The organism is Pantoea sp. YR525 (genome assembly GCF_900116775.1).
Taxonomy (GTDB): Bacteria; Pseudomonadota; Gammaproteobacteria; order Enterobacterales; family Enterobacteriaceae; genus Pantoea; species Pantoea symbiotica.
The window spans coordinates 119,234-136,535 of the sequence record NZ_FPBU01000007.1 but is presented as its reverse complement, the minus strand read 5'-3'; the positions used below and the strand labels follow the sequence as shown (position 1 = coordinate 136,535).

The 17,302-nt window shown below is 54.2% G+C and carries 17 protein-coding genes; 8 read left to right on the top strand and 9 right to left on the bottom strand.

Annotated features, from left to right (window positions below):
- Positions 1-3: 3 nt before the first annotated feature.
- The 3 genes from BM323_RS15495 to BM323_RS15485 are packed head-to-tail and all read left to right on the top strand — an operon-like array spanning position 4 to position 1,969.
- Positions 4-405 (top strand): Rid family hydrolase, encoded by a 402-nt coding sequence (locus BM323_RS15495; protein WP_008108743.1) that lies wholly within the window; start codon positions 4-6, stop codon positions 403-405.
- A 56-nt stretch (positions 406-461) separates the two neighbouring features.
- On the top strand, positions 462-1,478 hold the full coding sequence (locus tag BM323_RS15490; RefSeq protein WP_091004103.1) for an aldo/keto reductase: 1,017 nt from the start codon (positions 462-464) through the stop codon (positions 1,476-1,478).
- Positions 1,475-1,969, top strand: coding sequence for a flavin reductase family protein (locus BM323_RS15485; protein WP_008108738.1), 495 nt, complete (start codon positions 1,475-1,477; stop codon positions 1,967-1,969). The genes BM323_RS15490 and BM323_RS15485 overlap by 4 nt, the downstream gene beginning before the upstream one ends.
- A gap of 59 nt (positions 1,970-2,028) precedes the next feature.
- Here the strand turns inward: BM323_RS15485 and BM323_RS15480 are convergent, their stop codons facing one another.
- The 8 genes from BM323_RS15480 to BM323_RS15445 all read right to left on the bottom strand — a co-directional run bounded on the left by BM323_RS15480 (position 2,029) and on the right by BM323_RS15445 (position 8,020).
- Positions 2,029-2,415: a RidA family protein gene (locus BM323_RS15480; protein WP_008108737.1), complete on the bottom strand. Its 387-nt coding sequence runs from the start codon at positions 2,413-2,415 to the stop codon at positions 2,029-2,031.
- Positions 2,416-2,635: 220 nt separating this feature from the next.
- A complete protein-coding gene (locus tag BM323_RS15475; RefSeq protein WP_008108735.1) occupies positions 2,636-3,472 on the bottom strand; it encodes a metal ABC transporter permease in 837 nt (278 codons plus the stop codon).
- Entirely contained in the window at positions 3,465-4,328 is an 864-nt protein-coding gene (sitC, locus tag BM323_RS15470) for an iron/manganese ABC transporter permease subunit SitC (RefSeq protein WP_008108734.1), read from the bottom strand. The genes BM323_RS15475 and sitC overlap by 8 nt, the downstream gene beginning before the upstream one ends.
- A complete protein-coding gene (locus tag BM323_RS15465) occupies positions 4,312-5,118 on the bottom strand; it encodes a manganese/iron ABC transporter ATP-binding protein (protein WP_008108731.1) in 807 nt (268 codons plus the stop codon). Before BM323_RS15465 ends, sitC begins: the two co-directional genes overlap by 17 nt.
- Complete coding sequence (locus BM323_RS15460; RefSeq protein WP_008108729.1) at positions 5,115-6,017, bottom strand: metal ABC transporter substrate-binding protein; 903 nt, start codon at positions 6,015-6,017, stop codon at positions 5,115-5,117. Before BM323_RS15460 ends, BM323_RS15465 begins: the two co-directional genes overlap by 4 nt.
- Before the next feature lie 176 nt (positions 6,018-6,193).
- Entirely contained in the window at positions 6,194-6,550 is a 357-nt protein-coding gene (locus BM323_RS15455; protein ID WP_008108728.1) for a cupin domain-containing protein, read from the bottom strand.
- A gap of 14 nt (positions 6,551-6,564) precedes the next feature.
- The gene (locus tag BM323_RS15450) at positions 6,565-7,368 is read right to left on the bottom strand and encodes an amino acid ABC transporter ATP-binding protein (protein ID WP_008108726.1); all 804 of its coding nucleotides are present in this window, start codon (positions 7,366-7,368) and stop codon (positions 6,565-6,567) included.
- A gap of 1 nt (position 7,369) precedes the next feature.
- Positions 7,370-8,020, bottom strand: a complete 651-nt coding sequence (locus BM323_RS15445; protein WP_008108724.1) for an amino acid ABC transporter permease — start codon at positions 8,018-8,020, stop codon at positions 7,370-7,372.
- A gap of 264 nt (positions 8,021-8,284) precedes the next feature.
- On the opposite strand from BM323_RS15445, the gene BM323_RS15440 reads away from it, so the two are divergent.
- From BM323_RS15440 to BM323_RS15430, 3 genes are all read left to right on the top strand, one after another.
- A complete protein-coding gene (locus tag BM323_RS15440) occupies positions 8,285-9,034 on the top strand; it encodes an ABC transporter substrate-binding protein (protein ID WP_008108722.1) in 750 nt (249 codons plus the stop codon).
- 128 nt (positions 9,035-9,162) lie between these two features.
- The gene (locus BM323_RS15435; protein WP_008108720.1) at positions 9,163-9,768 is read left to right on the top strand and encodes a cupin domain-containing protein; all 606 of its coding nucleotides are present in this window, start codon (positions 9,163-9,165) and stop codon (positions 9,766-9,768) included.
- A gap of 35 nt (positions 9,769-9,803) precedes the next feature.
- Positions 9,804-11,132: an NAD(P)/FAD-dependent oxidoreductase gene (locus tag BM323_RS15430; RefSeq protein ID WP_008108718.1), complete on the top strand. Its 1,329-nt coding sequence runs from the start codon at positions 9,804-9,806 to the stop codon at positions 11,130-11,132.
- Positions 11,133-11,372: 240 nt separating this feature from the next.
- Here the strand turns inward: BM323_RS15430 and BM323_RS15425 are convergent, their stop codons facing one another.
- Positions 11,373-12,659, bottom strand: a complete 1,287-nt coding sequence (locus tag BM323_RS15425; protein ID WP_008108717.1) for a methyl-accepting chemotaxis protein — start codon at positions 12,657-12,659, stop codon at positions 11,373-11,375.
- A gap of 450 nt (positions 12,660-13,109) precedes the next feature.
- Here BM323_RS15425 and BM323_RS15420 point away from each other — a divergent pair, with 450 nt between their 5' ends.
- Positions 13,110-15,089, top strand: coding sequence for an autotransporter domain-containing esterase (locus BM323_RS15420; protein WP_008108716.1), 1,980 nt, complete (start codon positions 13,110-13,112; stop codon positions 15,087-15,089).
- Between the two features lie 491 nt (positions 15,090-15,580).
- On the top strand, positions 15,581-17,269 hold the full coding sequence (locus BM323_RS15415) for a hypothetical protein (RefSeq protein ID WP_254773274.1): 1,689 nt from the start codon (positions 15,581-15,583) through the stop codon (positions 17,267-17,269).
- The last annotated feature ends 33 nt before the right edge of the window (positions 17,270-17,302 follow it).

Here is a 17,302-nt window from a genome sequence, read left to right as displayed (position 1 = left end):
CAGATGAATCAGGCAATCAATCCCGAAGGTTGGATCATCGGTAAAACCGCGACCGGCCTCAATCACCTCAACTGGGGCGTAAAAGCGGGCAATCATGTGTATGTCGCGGGGATGTTATCGACCGACCCGGTGGATGGCAGCATCGTGGGTATCGGCGATATCGAAGTGCAGACGCGCCGCGTGCTCGACAGCATCAAAGTGGTGCTGGAAGCGGCGGGCAGCAGCATGGATCACGCAGTAATGAATCAGATCTTCCTGCGCGACCTCGACGATTACCACAAATTCAACGAAATCTACGTCACCTATTTCCCCGCGCTGCTGCCCGCCCGTTTCTGCGTGAAGCTGGAGATGGTGCGCCCCGAGTTTCTGGTGGAAATCGCCACCACGGCAGTGATTCCAGCGTAACTCCGTAGGGTCGCCATTCATGGCGACCGCTGCCAAAAATTAATGAGGATAATGGCATGCAATACCGATATCTCGGACGCAGCGGGCTAAAAGTGTCCGAAATCTGCCTTGGCACCATGATGTTTGGCGGTGCCACTGACGAAGAAACGTCGCGCCGCATTATTGCCGATGCGCGTGACAGCGGCGTCAACTTCATCGACACCGCCGATATGTACAACAAAGGCGAATCCGAGCGCGTGGTGGGTCGAGCGATTGCCACAGATCGAGATAACTGGGTACTGGCAACCAAAGTCGGCAATCCGATGGGCGATGGCCCGAATCAGCGCGGTATGTCGCGCAAGTGGATTCGCGAAGCGGTGCACGGATCGCTGAAGCGTCTCGGCACCGATTACATTGACGTGCTTTACATGCACAAAGCGGATTTCAACGCGCCGCTGGAAGAGATGGTGCTGGCGTTTGCCGATCTGATTCGCGAAGGCAAAATCGGTTACTTCGCGGTCTCCAACTTTAAAGCGTGGCGTCTGGCGGAAACCGTACGCCTGGCGCGCGAAGCAGGGATTGCCGGACCGGTTGCCACGCAGCCGCTGTATAACCTCGCTAACCGTGAAGCCGAGGTGGAAATTCTGCCATCGGCAGCCTATTTCGGTGCAGGCGCGGTGTGTTACAGCCCGCTGGCGCGCGGCATCCTGACGGGAAAATATCGCGTGGGTGCCGCACCCGACAGCGACAGCCGCGCCGGGCGTGCCGATCCGCGCATGATGGAAGCGGAATGGCGTCCTGAATCACTTAAAGTAGCAAGTGAACTGGCGACTTACGCAGAACGCAGCGGACGTCAGCCCGCGCATGTGGCGCAGATGTGGGTGATGCGCAATCAGTTGGTGACCAGCACGCTGGTGGGGCCGCGCACTTTTGAGCAGTGGCGCGACGGCATTGCCGCGCTGGATTGTCCGTGGTCAGCGGAAGATGAAGCGTTCTGCGATCGGCTGGTTTCGCCGGGTAAAGGCTCCAGTCTTGGTCCGGTCGATCCGCATCATCCTGTTGAGGGCCGAATCGTGCGCGAGCGTGTGTTATGACTGAAAACCCCATTATCCTGGCCGATGCCTATCGTGGCGGCATGCGCCAACTGGCGGCGGGCGTGTGTCTGATTACTGCCAGCTATCAGGGACAACCTGGAGGCATGATCGCCACGGCGGTAACGTCAGTGAGCGCTGAACCGCCGACTTTGCTGGTGTGCGTGAATCGCAGCGCATCCCTGTTTGCCATGATTGCGGAGAGCGGACGCTTTTGCGTTAACGTATTATCCGCTGATGCACAGGCGTTAGTGGATGTGTTCAGCAATTCCGCCCGCCGCGATGAGCGGTTTCAACACGGTGAATGGCTGATGGCGGCCAACGGCACGCCGCTGTGTGCGGAATCACTGGTGTCGTTTGAGTGCAGTCTGGCGAAAACTATGGACTGGCATACACACGCGATTTTTCTCGGCGAAGTGACTGCGGTGTTGCATCCACGGAGTGATGCGGCACCAATGGTGTATCACGATCGGGGATTTCATCAGTTGGTGTAGCGTGGTCGCCATAAATGGCGACCCTACAATGGATTAGCGCATTCATGCGCACCTGGAATTCACAGCGGCATCATAATCACTACATCAATCTCCAGCAGCAGCTCCGGCTCAGCCAATGCGGCGATTTGAAACAGCGTGCTGGCGGGTAATTCCAGACCGGCAAAAAACTGCTGGCGCACCGGGTGAATTTCCGCCACCAGCGCTAAATCCGTCACATAGGTGGTGGTGCGTACAATCCAGTCGCGTTGCGCGCCCAATTCTTCCAGCAAGCGGTCGATATTGGCATAAACCTGCTCGACCTGTTGCTTCATATCGCCAACACCCACCACGTCACCGTTTTCATCCCACGCCACCTGGCCAGTAGGAAACACCGGCGTGCCCGGACGAATTTTTACGTGATTGTAATAGCTGCGCGCCTTCAAGCCAGCGGGATTAATGATGCTCATCATGCTCCTTAATTGTGGGTCATTTCGGGCCAACAAGAGATTAAGGCTAACATTGACCAGAGCCAGCGTGTAATCGTATTTCGGCGACACGGTGTTGCGCGATAAGCAACGCGGTTTGCAGTAGGCTTAAATTTGCAGGTGCATTACGCGTTAAATATTAAAGCGCGCACCAGGCTGCATTTTCCCAACGTAGGGTCGCCATTCATGGCGACCTAAATCATCAGCCATGCGCTTGCTGCGTGCGCCGATCCCTCACCGTGACATACAAAAATGCCAGCACGAACAGCGTCGCGTAGATCACTACAATGGTTGGACCCGGCGCGCTATCGAGGAAGAACGAGGAGTACACGCCGCTGAAACCCGTCACCACGGCAATGGCAATCGCCAGCAGCATCACCTGCACGAAACGACGCGCCAGCAGCAAGGCGATAGCGCCGGGCGCGATCAGCATCGAAATCGAAAGAATCACGCCCACCGATTTCAGCGCGGCGACGATGGTTAGCGAGATCAAACACAGCAAGCCGTAATGCATCAACTTACCGTTGATGCCGCAGGCGCGCGCCTGATTGGGATCGAACGCGTGCAACAGTAAATCTCGCCACTTAATACCAATCAACACGCTGACAATCACCGCGATGGCCGCCGTCTGGATGATATCCGCCAGGCTGATACCCAACATATCGCCGAACAAAATGTGGTCGAGATGCACTTCAGGCTGCAGCTTCAGGTAGAGCACTAAACCGGCGCCAAACATGCCGGAGAAGACGATGCCCATCACCGTATCGGGTTTAATGCGGCTATTCTCGCTGATGTAGCCGGTTGCGACGGCGCACAGCATCCCGGCGACAAACGCGCCGATGGCGTACGGCAAGCCAATTAGCCAGGCGATGACCACGCCAGGAAACACCGCGTGGCTCATCGCATCACCGAGCAATGACCAACCTTTCAGCACCAGAAACGCCGACAGCATCGCGCACGGCAGCGACAGCACTAAGGTGGTGATCAGCGCCATGTTCATGAATTCGAACTGGAAAGGACTCAACAATAATTCAGCCATTTACGCCGTCCTCCAGGGTCTGACGCGCACGGCGGCGCGCCGCCAGCACGCCATGTTTTGGTGCGAAGACAAAGGCCACTAAAAATACCAGCGTTTGCGCCACCACAATCACGCCGCCGGTCGCGCCATCAAGGAAGTAGCTGCTCCAGGCACCTAGGAAGCTGGTGATGCTGCCAATGGCGACGGCGATCATTAACAGACGCGGGAAACGATCGGTCAGCAGATAGGCGGTCGCGCCGGGCGTCACCACCAGACAAATCACCATAAACGCGCCGACGGTTTGCAGCGCGGCGACAGTGGACGCAGAGAGCAGGGTAAAGAACAGGATCTTCAGCCGCAGCGTATTCAAACCGAGTGAACGTGCGTGGCTCTCGTCGAAGAAGGTCACCATCAGATCTTTCCACTTTAGCAGCAGAATGGTCAGGGTGATAAAGCCAATCGCGCCGAGCTGCCAGATATCGGCGGGCGCAACCGACAAAATATTACCTAGCACGATGGTTTGGATATTCACCGAAGTGGGATTAAGCGACACCAGAAACAGGCCGATGCCGAAAAACGACGAGAAGATCAGGCCGATTATGGCATCTTCTTTTAAGCGCGTGCGCTGATTGAGGAACAGCATGCTGCCCGCCGCCAGCCCGCCGGAGATAAACGCGCCGAGCGAAAAGGGCAGTCCGAGCATATACGCGCCCGCCACGCCGGGCACAATCGAGTGCGACAGCGCATCGCCAATCAGTGACCAGCCTTTCAGCATCAGGAAGCAGGAGAGGAAGGCGCAAATCGCGCCGACCAGCGCCGCGATCCACATCGCATTCAGCATGTATTGATAGCCAAACGGTTCAATAATCCACGACATGGTTCGCTCCCCGGTCCGGATTTTTGTCTTTCATCAGCTGCATCAACACCGCGTTACGCTCATGCAGTGCGCCATCAAAGGTCTGCGCCAGATTATCGGCGGTGAAAGTGTCATGCAGCAGGCCGCTCGCCAGCACGGTGTTTTTCACCAGCACGCAGCGATCGCAGAAATCGGGGATAGCGTTGAGGTCGTGGGTGGAAACCAGCATGGTGCGGCCTTCGTCGCGCAGCTCTTTCAGCAGGGCGATAATCGCGGCTTCAGTTTTGACATCCACGCCGGTAAACGGCTCATCCAGCAGGATAATTTGGCCACTTTGCGCCAGCGCGCGCGCCAGAAACACGCGTTTCTTCTGTCCGCCCGACAGCTCGCCAATCTGACGATGGCGATAGGCGCTCATTCCTACGCGTTCCAGCGCCTGATCTACGCTGTGTTTATCGGCGGCACGCGGAATACGCAGCATGCCCATATAGCCGTAACGGCCCATCATCACCACATCTTCCACTAATACCGGGAAGCTCCAGTCCACTTCCTCCGCTTGTGGAACATAGGAAACGATGTTGTGTTTCAGCGCCTTATTGGCCGGCAAACCAGCCAGCGTTACCGCACCCGATGAGAGCGGCACAAATCCCATGATCGCTTTAAACAGCGTGGATTTGCCGGAACCGTTAACACCAATCAGCGCGGTGATGCTGCCCGCTGGCACGCTAAAAGAGGCTTTGCGCAGCGCCGTATGGCCGTTGCGGTAGGTAACGCCGACATTCTCGACGAGTAAACCTGCGGCTGGGTTCATTTCTGGCTTCCTTCTGTGATGCCTTTCACCACGGTTTCGGTGGTGACGCGCAAGAGATCCAGATAGGTCGGCACCGGGCCATCGCTGTTGCTCAGCGAATCGACGTACAACACGCCGCCGTAATGAATGCCGGCTTCACGCGCCACTTGCTGCGCGGGTTTGGCAGAGATGGTGCTTTCACTAAAGATGGCAGGAATTTGATGATCGCGCACCGCATCGATCACTTTACGCACCTGCTGCGGCGTGCCTTGCTGATCGGCGTTTATCGGCCATAAATAGAGCTCTTTCAAACCGAAATCGCGCGCCAGATAAGAGAACGCACCTTCACTGGTCACCAACCAGCGTTTATCGGCGGGCAGCTTGTCGATAGCGGCACGCATCGGCGCGATGGTCTGCTGAATCTGCGCTTTGTAACGCTCGGCGTTGGCCTGATAAATGGCGGCATTGGCGGGATCGTATTTCTGCAACGCGTTACGAATGTTATCGACGTAGATCAGCGCGTTATCCGGTGACATCCACGCATGCGGATTCGGTTTGCCGTTGTACGGGCCTTCAGTAATGCCCATCGGCTCAATGCCTTGCGTTACGGTAACCTGCGGCACATCCTTGAGACGCTGATAAAAACGGCTGAACCACAATTCCAGGTTAAAGCCATTTACCAAAATCAGATTGGCACCCTGCGCGCGACGAATATCGCCTGGCGTGGGTTGGTATTCGTGGATTTCTGCGCCGGTTTTGGTAATCGACGTCACGTCCGCTGCATCGCCCGCGACGTTTTTCGCCATATCGGCAATCACCGTAAAAGTGGTCACCACTTTGAGTTTTTCAGCCGCTGACGCAGTAAACGCGCTGAGTGACAGCAGGATCGCAATCGCAGGCAAAAAGCGTTGAGTGAACATGATCATCTCCAGAGGAATATAGCCAGTGCTATAATATATAGCTGATGCTATCTATATGAGTCATTTTTGTTCACAACGCCAGTATCTAGACGAAAATTTACGAAAGGGGAACGGTATATAAAGGCGGGATTTTGTAGGGTGCGCATCTCTGCGCACCGGGGAAGTCAGCGCATCAATCAGCTGGCGTCAAAAATCACATACAACTTGCGCATGGTGTTCTCAATTACCCAGGTGCCTTCGGTATTGGCTTCAAAGAACAACGAATCGCCGGGTTTGAAGTGCAGCGTCTCTTCGCCATCCGGCGTGAAAGAGCCGTTGCCGTTGAGGAAGTGCATGATTTCGGCCTGTTTCACCGAGCGGCGATAGGAACCGACGCCGCATTCAAATATTCCCGTATCGATATCTTCTTTACCGGGAATCACCTTCTGAATGCCGGATAACCCAATGCTGCCGGTGCCAGGCAAACCTTCTACGCTGCCCCAATCTTCCATCGATGCAATGGTGGCGGGTTGCGTTATTTTTTGGACTTTCATTCTTTTCCTCTGAATTAAGTGGTGTGCGGTTGAGATTCCAGGTCGCCATGAATGGCGACACTACGACAGCAGGCGCAGGTGGTGGAAACCACGTTGCCCAGCACGCGGCGCAGGAAATCCTGGGTGCGGGGCTCCTGCGGTGTAAGCAGAATTTGGTCGGCAGGGCCTTGTTCGACAATCTGCCCGCTGTGCAGGAAACAGACGCGATCGGCGACTTCACGCGCGAACTGCATTTCATGCGTCACCACAATCATCGTCATGCCTTCACGCGCCAGATTGCGCATCACCTGCAGCACTTCGCCCACCAGTTCCGGATCGAGTGCCGAGGTTGGCTCATCAAACAATATCGCTTTCGGTTGCAGCGCCAGCGTGCGGGCAATCGCCACGCGCTGCTGTTGACCGCCGGAAAGCTGCGTTGGCCACGCGTTGATCTTCTCCGCCAGCCCAACCATCGCCAGCAGATCTTTAGCGCGCTTCTCCGCCACATGGCGCGGTTCGCCATTGACGTGAATAGGACCTTCCATCACGTTCTCTAACACGCTGCGATGCGGAAACAGGTTGAAGCGCTGAAACACCATGCCAATCTGCCGACGCAGATCGTTGATGCTTTTGTGTTTGTTGTTGACGCGCTGGCCCAGCACGTTGATGTCGCCGCCTTCATAAGTTTCCAGGCCATTGATGCAGCGCAAAATGGTCGATTTCCCGGAACCCGACGGGCCGATCAAACACACCACTTCGCCTTCGCTGACGTTGAAACTCACGCCTTTCAGCACTTCGACATGACCAAATTTTTTGTGCACATCACGAATCTCAATCATCTCAGGCTCCTTTAATCTGGCGTTTTTCCAGCTGCTTGGTCAGCGCCAGCAACGGCAGGCACAGCACCAGATAAAGCAGCGCCACCAGCGTATACACCGTGGTGTTATCGAAGGTGGACGCGGCAATCAGCTGGCCCTGACGCGTCATCTCGGTGACGGCGATGGTGGAAGCCAGCGCGGAATCTTTCAGCATCATCACCAGCGTATTGCTGTAAGGCGGCAGGGCGACATGAAACGCCTGCGGCAGCACCACGCGGCGCATCGCTTTCGGGAAACTCATGCCCATTGAGCGCGCGGCTTCGAGTTGGCCGCGATCCACCGATTCAATGCCGGCGCGGAAAATCTCAGCGATATAGGTCGAAAAGCAGAAGGCGATACCGATCACGCTGGCCTGAAATGACGATAGCGTGATGCCAATATCGGGGAAGACGAAATAGATATAAAACAGCACCACAATCATCGGCAGGCCGCGCGTAATATTAATTACAGTCGCAATCGGCCAGGAAATTATTTTCCACGGACACATCTTCGCCGCAGCAAAAATCAGTCCCAATGGCGTGCTGATTATCAGGGACAAAATGGTGATGTAAATCGTCATTTCGGCCCCTTTCAACAGGAAGGGCAGATAAACGTGAATACTACTCCAATCCATGATAATCCCCTGCAGATAAATTTCATTATAATGAATATCCCCGATGGCGAATCACTGTCAATCTTTACCCGCCGAACAGAGATAGCTTTTACTTATTGTCGTCATACGAATAGGCTATAGGTTAAATAATGCTTGTTATCAAAGGGGTTAATCCGTAATTGTGAATTCACGCAGTGTGATTAAATAAAACATTGACAGATGCCTGACTAATTTCATTATAGTGAAAATGACGTTCGCCCTTTTCATTTGATTCAGGAGTGAGTTATGTCTGCTAATCGTTCCCGGTTATTATTTGCGTGTCTGGCGGCTGCATTTAGCCTCAATGCTCAAGCGGCGGCGCTGACCGCCGGTTCACCGCCTTCCAGTGCGCCAACCACTTTTCTCGATACCCAAAGCGGCAAAATCGAAGGCTTTATGCCGGATGTGGCAGCCGAAGTGGCGAAGCGCCAGCACCTCGATATTAATTACACCGCCATCCCATTCTCCACGCTGATTCAATCGGTGATTGCCGGCAAAATCGACATGATTGTGGCCGGTATGACGCCCACCGAAGAACGTGCGAAACGCATTACGTTTTCTCAGCCGGTGACCGCGTTTGGCGCGGGTTTGGTGGTGCGTGACGACAACAAAAAGACCTATAACTCGTGGCAGGATGTGAAAGGTGACATCGTCGGCACCATGGCGGGCACCGATTACACCCAAAGCCTGATGGCGAGCGGCATCGCCAAAGAGGTGAAGGTGTATGACAGTCCTGCGGATATGACGCGCGATTTATCGCTCGGACGTATTGCGGCGGGCATGAATGATTATCCGATCCTGAAAGCGCAGGAAAAAGCCGGCGGCCTGAAAGGCATGCACGTTATCGACGGTTATAAACCCGAACATGTTTCGCCGATGGCGTTTGGCGTGAAAAAGGGCAACGATCAATTAATGGCGCAGATTAATAGCGCGCTGACTGCGATGAAAGAAGACGGCACTTTGCAAACCATTAAAACCAAATGGGGCATGCCATAACGTCGCTGCGGCATATTTTGCTGTCTCGCACCGGTAATTTCAGCGATAAACACAGTATCAGGGAAATAAACGCGGCGACTGCGCTGTGCGAAATTGGATAAAGTTATCCGCTGGAAGGGTAAAAACCGATGAAGAAAGTGAGTATCAGTGACGAAGCAACGGATGCGCAAGACGCGGATATTGGATCGCGCCTGAAACGGATTCGTAAGGCGCGCAATATGACCATCACTGATTTGGCGCAGCTGGCGAATGTGTCCGCTGGTGCCATCAGCCAGATCGAGCGCAACCTGACCAATCCCACCGTGCGCGTGTTAGAGCAGCTGAGATTGGTGTTGAAAGTGCCGCTTTCAGCCTTCCTGGAAGAGAATCAAACCAACCTGCGCGGCGCGGAACATTATGTGCGTCGCGCCATTGAGCGGCCGCATTTTAATGTCGGCAAGCGCGGGATCTCCAAGGAGATGCTGTCGCCGTCAGGCGATCACGATTTGCAGTTTATGTTTATCAATGTGCCGCCGGGCGTGCGTTCCGATGAGATGTTGATGGGCAAGGGCGAGAAGGCCGGTTTGGTAATGGAAGGTGAGCTTACGCTGGAGATCGATGGCGACAGCGCCATCTTAACTGCGGGCGACAGCTTCCAGTTCCAGAGCCATTTACCGCACAACATTTTTAACCATAGCGCGAGTGAAGCCAGAGTGTTGTGGATCATGCACATTCCCTCTGAACATCATTTGTGATTTCGTCACCGAAGTGGCGTGCAGGACTTGAGACGATGCGCATAAAAATCAATGCAGTAGCAGACAGTGAACGCTTTCCCGAATCCGTTGATGTGATTGTCATTGGCGGCGGCATTATTGGCACGTCGGTGAGTTACGAACTGGCAAAACAGGGCGTTTCCGTGGCGCTGTTTGAAAAGGGCGTGATCGGCGGCGAGCAATCCGGTCGTAACTGGGGCTGGGTGCGCCAGCAAAACCGCGACCTGTATGAGCTGCCGATGGCGATGCGCAGTTTGCAGCGCTGGGACGAGCTGAGCAGCGAAATCGGCCTCGATCTCGGCTTCTCGCGTCAGGGCATTACTTACGGCACGCAGAGCGAAAGTGACCTGGCGCGCTGGGAAGCGTGGGGCAAACAGGCGCAGCAAATTGGTTTCGTTAGCCATCTGATGACCGCGCAAGAGACGCGTGAACGCATCGGCAACAATTCGCCGTGGATTGGTGGCGTGTGGTCGCCCAGCGATGGTCGCGCGGAGCCGTCACTGGCGGCACCGGCGATTGCTACCGGTGCGAAAAACCTCGGCGCATCGATCCAGCAAAACTGCGCGGTACGCGGACTGGATGTTTCCGGCGGACGCGTGACCGGCGTCTGGACCGAGCGCGGCCTGGTGAAAGCCAACCGCGTGATCTGCTGCGGCGGCGCGTGGAGCTCGCGCTTCTGCAAGCAATACGGCATCGAACTGCCGAGCGCCAATATTCTGGGTACCGCGTTCAAAACCACGGCGGCACCTGAAGTGATCAAAGGTTGTCTCAGCACCGGCGGGTTGTGTATTCGTCGTCGTCAGGATGGCAGCTACACCGTGGCGCTCTCCGGACGCGGGCAGATTGACCTCGCACCGCAAAACATCCGTTACGCCACTAAGTTTTACCCGATGTATCGCAGCAAGATCGCTAAGAAGCTGAAGATGCGCATTAATGGCTCGTTCTTCAACGGCCCGGAAGCCGCTGGTTCGTGGTCTAATCAAGGCGTGTCGCCGTTTGAGAAGATCCGTACTCTCGATCCGGCACCGGATAACGGCATTGTGCAGGAAGCGATGCAGGCGCTGGTGCAGCTTTATCCGGAGTTGAACGGCATTAAAGTGGATCACGCGTGGGGCGGCTGGATTGATACCACGCCAGATTTGGTGCCGGTGATTGATGAAATGAGTAGCATGCCGGGCTTGTTTATTGCCTCCGGCTTTAGCGGCCACGGTTTTGGTATCGGACCTGGCGCAGGCTTGCTGTGCGCGCAGATGGTGAATAACAAACCGTTGTTCACCGATATGAAACCGTACAGTCTGGCGCGTTTCGCCAAAGGTCAGGCGATCCGTGAACCGCAGATGATGTGATTACAACCCTACGATCGCACCGATATTTTTCCAGGTCACCATTAATGGCGACCCTACAAAACCCAGCGACCGTAGGGTCGTCATTCATGACGACCTTTCAGATGACCGCACGATACTTTCCATGTCGCCATTAATGGCGACCCTACAAAACCCATCGACCGTAGGGTCGTCATTCATGACGACCTTTCCGATAACCGCACAATACTTTTTCCAGGTCGCCATAAATGGCGACCCTACAAATCACACATCCAAACGATGAATAACGTTCACAAACTCATGTACGCCGCTGTTAATTTCCCGCAGGCTGCGTGACAGCACGCTGATTTTATCCTGCTCGGTCACCACAAACTGCTTCACTTCATTGAGCTGCTGCTCCATCTGCGCAATCAAACTGGCGTTGTGTTCCACCACCTGCGTGATCTGTTTGGTGGCACTGGAGGTGGATGCCGCCAAACGTCGTACTTCGCCCGCCACCACGCTGAATCCGCGTCCCGCTTCACCCGCGCGTGCTGACTCAATCGCCGCATTCAGCGCCAGAATATTGGTTTGTGAGGCAATCAGGTTGATGGTCTCGACCACCTCGCTAATGCTTTTCGCCGAGGCGTTGAGTTCGGCACCAATTGCCGTCGCCGCATTCACCTGCACCGCCACCAATCCAGAGTTGCGGATGGTTTCATCCAGCACCTCATTAGCGTTGTCGGTGATTTGTGAAGTCTCTTCAGAGGTCGTCAGTGCGATGTCGGCTACGCGCTTGGCCGCTTCCACGCGTGCGGTGATATCCGAGGCGATTTTGATCACCTTGTAGACTTTGCCATCTGCGTCATAAACCGGGTTGTAGCTGGCCTCAAGCCAGATACGTTCGCCGCTGGCAGTTTTACGTTCGAAGCGGCCAACAAAGTGTTCACCTTTGGCCATCTTGCGCCAGAAGTCCGGATTTTCGCGGTAGAAGTTATCGAAGCAGAAAATGCGATGATGTTGCCCAACAACCGAATCCAACTCATATCCCATGTGCTTGAGGAAGTTATTGTTGGCCGTGAGGATTTGACCATCCGGCGTAAATTCGATTACCGCCATCGAAAGGTCCAGCGCGGTAATCACCGCTTCTTTGTGCTCCAGCTCCTGATGACGTTCTGTAATATCCGAAGCCACCTTGATCACTTTGTAAACATGGCCTTTGTCATCGCTCACCGGGAAATAGGTGGCGCTGAGATAGAAGCGCTGGCCTTGCTTATTGAAGCGCTCAAAGATGCCAGTTACCGATTCGCCGGACGCTAGCGTTTGCCAGAAGGCGAGGTAGCGCGAGGATTGGCTGTGTTGCGGGCTGCAGAAGATGCGGTGATGTTTCCCCTGAATCTCATTCAGCTGGTAGCCGGTGGTGGCAAGGAAGAGGTGATTGGCAGTGAGAATCTCGCCGTTGGGCGTAAATTCAATCCATGCCACATGCTGTTTGATCGCATTGATATCTTTAACCACATCGCCACTTTTATAAAACGGCAAGGTAAGACTCGACTTTTTCACACCAAACATGGGAAGCCTCAGGCGATTATTGTGCTGTTGAACGTAAGGCGTGCAGCACCAATCTGCTCACGTTCAGGACGTGTCGCTTAGGCTGCCCGCAGATCCCCTTCGCCGTACACTTCAAAGTGTCTCTGTGCGCCGCAGCGCCGCATGGGGGTATTTAATTAACCGACCTGATGTTTTCAAAAGTACCGATCAGAGCGTAGTCGAACTCTGCATCGTTAGTTATCGGCGGCCTTATTTAAAGGTTTAATTTAAATGCATGTAAAAGAGCTGTTCATAAACTTTGGTTAATTTGCCGCTGCATACTGGCATAACGCCTCCTTCCTGACTAAACAGTTAAACGTCCTTGATATTTTCCTTACGCATTCCTGATGCGATGTTGCGGGTTCGCTTGATGCGCGGACCTAACCTTTTGCCGGTCAGACGACGTAACTCTGGCCCATCACGGAGTTGATGATGAACAACCACAAATCTGCGCTTTCTGCTGTCGCCATCGCCACACTTAGCGCGTTGCTGACGCCTGCTCCCGCGCTGGCATGGGATAGCCTGACCGTGTTTGGCGATAGCCTGAGTGATAGCGGCAACATAGGCCGCTTTACCTTCGACGGTGCACAACATCCTTTATATGACGAGATTCTTGCCGCGCATTTAGGCGAGGACTTGCAGCGTTCTACGTTGGGCGGCAGCAATTATGCGCAGGGCGGCGCGGTGTCGGTGCCGAAGCTCGATCCGGATTTAAACACTCAGGATCAACTGGCGGGTTATCTCGCCTCAACCGGCGGCCGCGCTGACAGCAACGGTTTGTACATTCATTGGGTCGGCGCCAATGACATCGCCGTAGCCGTCACCAATCCCTTAACCGCCAGTGAAACCATCAGCAACAGCGCCAATCAATCGGTCGCACAGATCAAAACTTTGCTGGATGCCGGTGCGGGCGCGGTGATTGTGCCCACGGTCCCGCAACTCGGTTCAACGCCTTACATGATCCAAACGGTGTTGCGCGTGTTGGGCACCGCAGCCACGCCAGCGATGGTGGCGGCGTTTCAGTCGCTGGATAGCGTCACCACGCCAGATAAAGCCGCGCGGCAACAGGCGGTGCAGGATGCGTTTACTCAGGCGGCAGGCGAAGTCTCTTCTGTTCCGGCGGTGCGCGACGCGCTGGCGCAGCAGCTTTACACTGCATGGCAGGAACTCAGCGAGCAAGTTACTGCGCTCTCCGACGGCTATAACCAGCAGGAAGAAGCGGGGCTGGCGACATTGAATGGCAATATCGTGCGCGTTGATATCGCTGGGCTGTTTGATGAAGTGATCGCCAATCCTACGCAATATGGCTTAACCAACACCATCGGCATCGCGTGTCCGATTGGGACGTCAGCGGATGAGTGTCAATCCAGCACGCCGGGCTTCTCCAGCGCACAGGATTACCTGTTCGCCGATCGCCTGCATCCAAGCCCAGCGGTGCACGCGATGATCGCCGATTACATTCAGTCGATTCTGGATGCGCCGGCGCAAGTGGCGGCGCTGTCACAATCACCTTTGATGATGGCGCGTGACACACAAAACACGCTCGATGGGCATTTGCAGCAACAGCGTCAGCAGCCTGCCAGCGCCGGACATTTCACGGTGTTTGGCGGTTACGCCGGGCAACACGTCGATTATCAGGGCGACAGCTGGAGCAACGGCAGTGCCAACACGGCCAACTTAACGCTCGGTATCGGCTATCAGCTCACCGACAACTGGCAAACCGGCGTGCTGTTCTCCAACACCAATCAGCGGCAGGAGCCGTCCTCAAACTACGATTACAAACTGCGCGGCAATCTGGTGGCGCTGTATAGCCAGCTGACGGTGCTTGATCAGGGCTGGATCAACGCCGATCTGCATTATGCCGATCTCGATTTCGACAGCATTGAGCGTGATATCCACATCGGCCCAGCCAAACGAACCGAGCAGGGTAGCACCAGCGGTAAACTGCTCGGCATGCGCGTGCAAACCGGCTGGACGCTGCCGCTAACGGAAAATCTCAGCACCGGACCGGTCGCCAGTTATGCGCTGGATTACGGCCGCGTCGGCGGCTATAGCGAGAACAGCGACAGCAGCACCGCGATGCGCTACTCCGATCAAACCACCCATTCACAGATTGGATCAGTCGGCTGGCGCATCGACAGCAAACAGTGGGTGGTGAATCCGTGGGCGCAGGTGAGTTACAACCATCAGTTTGGCGATACCGATTCCACGGTGCGCGCCGGGCTAAAATCGACCCAAACGTCGTTTGAACGCAGCATTGAGGCGCGTGATAAGAACTGGCTCGATCTGTCGGTAGGTGCCAACGTACCGCTGGCTGAAACGGTGAATGCTTTTGCCGGTGTTTCAACGGTTGGCGGCAATAGCGATTACCATCAGGTGACGTGGAACGTCGGTGTGAACGCCACGTTTTAAGCGTTCAGGCCAGTAACTGCTCGTTGCTGGCCTGTTAATGAATAATATCCACCAATGATTAATTTACATAGCGTTCAACCCTCTATTTCCGCATTTCTCCTCACATTCCGTGCCATGCAAATAAAGAAAGTACCTGCGATTAATCTGTAAATTTCCACGTTACCGCTACGCTTTTTTCCATTAATCATATTGTTGTCTGGCCATGCAAAAAGCGATTAAGTGAAATGCCCCAGTTAGCGTGGTACGCACCAACACATTAATTTTCAATTACTTATACTCGATGGTGCAGTTACTTTCTCTTAATAATTAAGGGGTACACCATGGCGAATGCGTCCAACAGTTCGAATACCACACCACAAAATGCCGTTGCGGCGGCTGCACCTGTTATTCAGATCAGCGATGTTGCACAACTCAAAGCTACTGAACCGACGACCGGCGGTGAACTCGCTACGGTGCTGGAATATAAGCGCGGCACCAAAGCCGGCGGTGGCGTGTTTGTTTATGACGCAACTGATACTTCATCGCCAGATGATGGTGGGTTAATTATTGTGACGGCGGGAAATAAACGCTGGAAAAGGGTGATACTGGATTATAACTCAGTCACGGTGCTGGACTTCGGGGCTGTTCCTGACGGGAAAACCGATTGTATTGAAGCCGTTAAACGTATGTACACCTGGTCTCAGCGCGTGCTGCCATCGGCGGGCATACGCTTTACAGCGGGTGTTTTTAGCATGTCGACGTTCGACATATCAGACAAAGAGATCAACCGCTTTAAAGTCGCAGGTGCGGCGGTCAACTTTGGCTATTTCCCAACTACCACGTTGGTATTTAACTGGGAAACCAAACCGCGTGGTTTGCACTTCTTTAAAGTACAAGCGCGCTATGCGGAAATCTCAGGGATTGTTGTTAAAGGGATGAGTTCTGATAGCGGTGGTGATGGTGGTACAGCATTTAACACCGTCGGCTTTTACGCCAACACCATTATCGGTGGTCAGTTCTTGCGTGTGAGCAGTATGGAGTTCCGTTATCTCGGCGGACGCGCGCTCGACCTCATCGATACGCTGGATTGTAAAATCGACCAGTTTTATTCCCGTGGCTGCCAAGACAGTATTGTCTACGCACGCTGGTCCGATCGCGAGCAAGGCGCATGGGATCACTCTACGGCAATTGAACTTTCGAACTTCAACTTGCAAGGCAACACCAAAAAGCCGGTGCTAGATTTGCCGCGCTGTACGCAATCCTTTATCCGTAACGGCTGGATTGAACACGCTGAATTTGCCGGTGATCTCACCAATGGCCAATGGGTGATTGAAGGACTGGCGATTGAATCCACTACCAATCCGCTAAAGCTGGGTTATTGTCGCGCTACCATTATTCAAAAAAGTATTCATAACCAAAGCGCCGGTTTCGATTATAGCACTGCAGGTATTGAACCCTGGACGTTAATTGGCGAGGGCGATCGTGGTGTGCTGGAGTTCTCTGATTGGGGGATTATTGCGCAGGGTTCAATAAGTTATGATTATATTTCTTCGCAGCACCATATGGATAACCGTACTGCGAACAATAAATGGTTTTACGTTGGTGAATTTAACTTCTCCGATGCGACTTCGCAGATTCACGTCCGTGTGGTGGGCAGCGCGCAATATAACTCCCAAAGTGAAACGCAAGTTGATTACAGTAACCGCACCCCTGAAGGCGCGACCAATATTTATCTGCAGGCGCGTGATGGTGCGAACACAATTGGCAGCTGGTACGGCGAAGGCTCCAGCCCAGTGGTGAAAGTACATATTTCCGGCAATGGTGCCCGAACTAAGTTATACGTAAAAATCGCTGCTTACACCGGTTTCTCCACTGCGCTGGTAACTACCAATGGTAAAGACCGTTATCAGGCAGGATTGTGTTTTATCTTCCGTAAAAGTTTCACCGCTTGCAGCGCCGAGGAGAGCGCAACGCTGGATGCGGCGCCGGTTGTGGCCTTTGAGCAGCATTGGATTGGTAATAAAGATGTTGGCTTCGGTTATAACAACAATAAAGAGTTGTTGTTGCGCGGTACGGTGATTAAAGGGGAAGTCGAAGAATATGAGCCAGGGAAATATCGCACTCGTCGCTATTTAAAGGTACGCGTCAATGGCGAAGAGTGGAGCATTCCATTAAACGACGCCAATAATCCGTATATCTAATTAGCCGCCAGCAATCACAGTTGCTGGCGTATT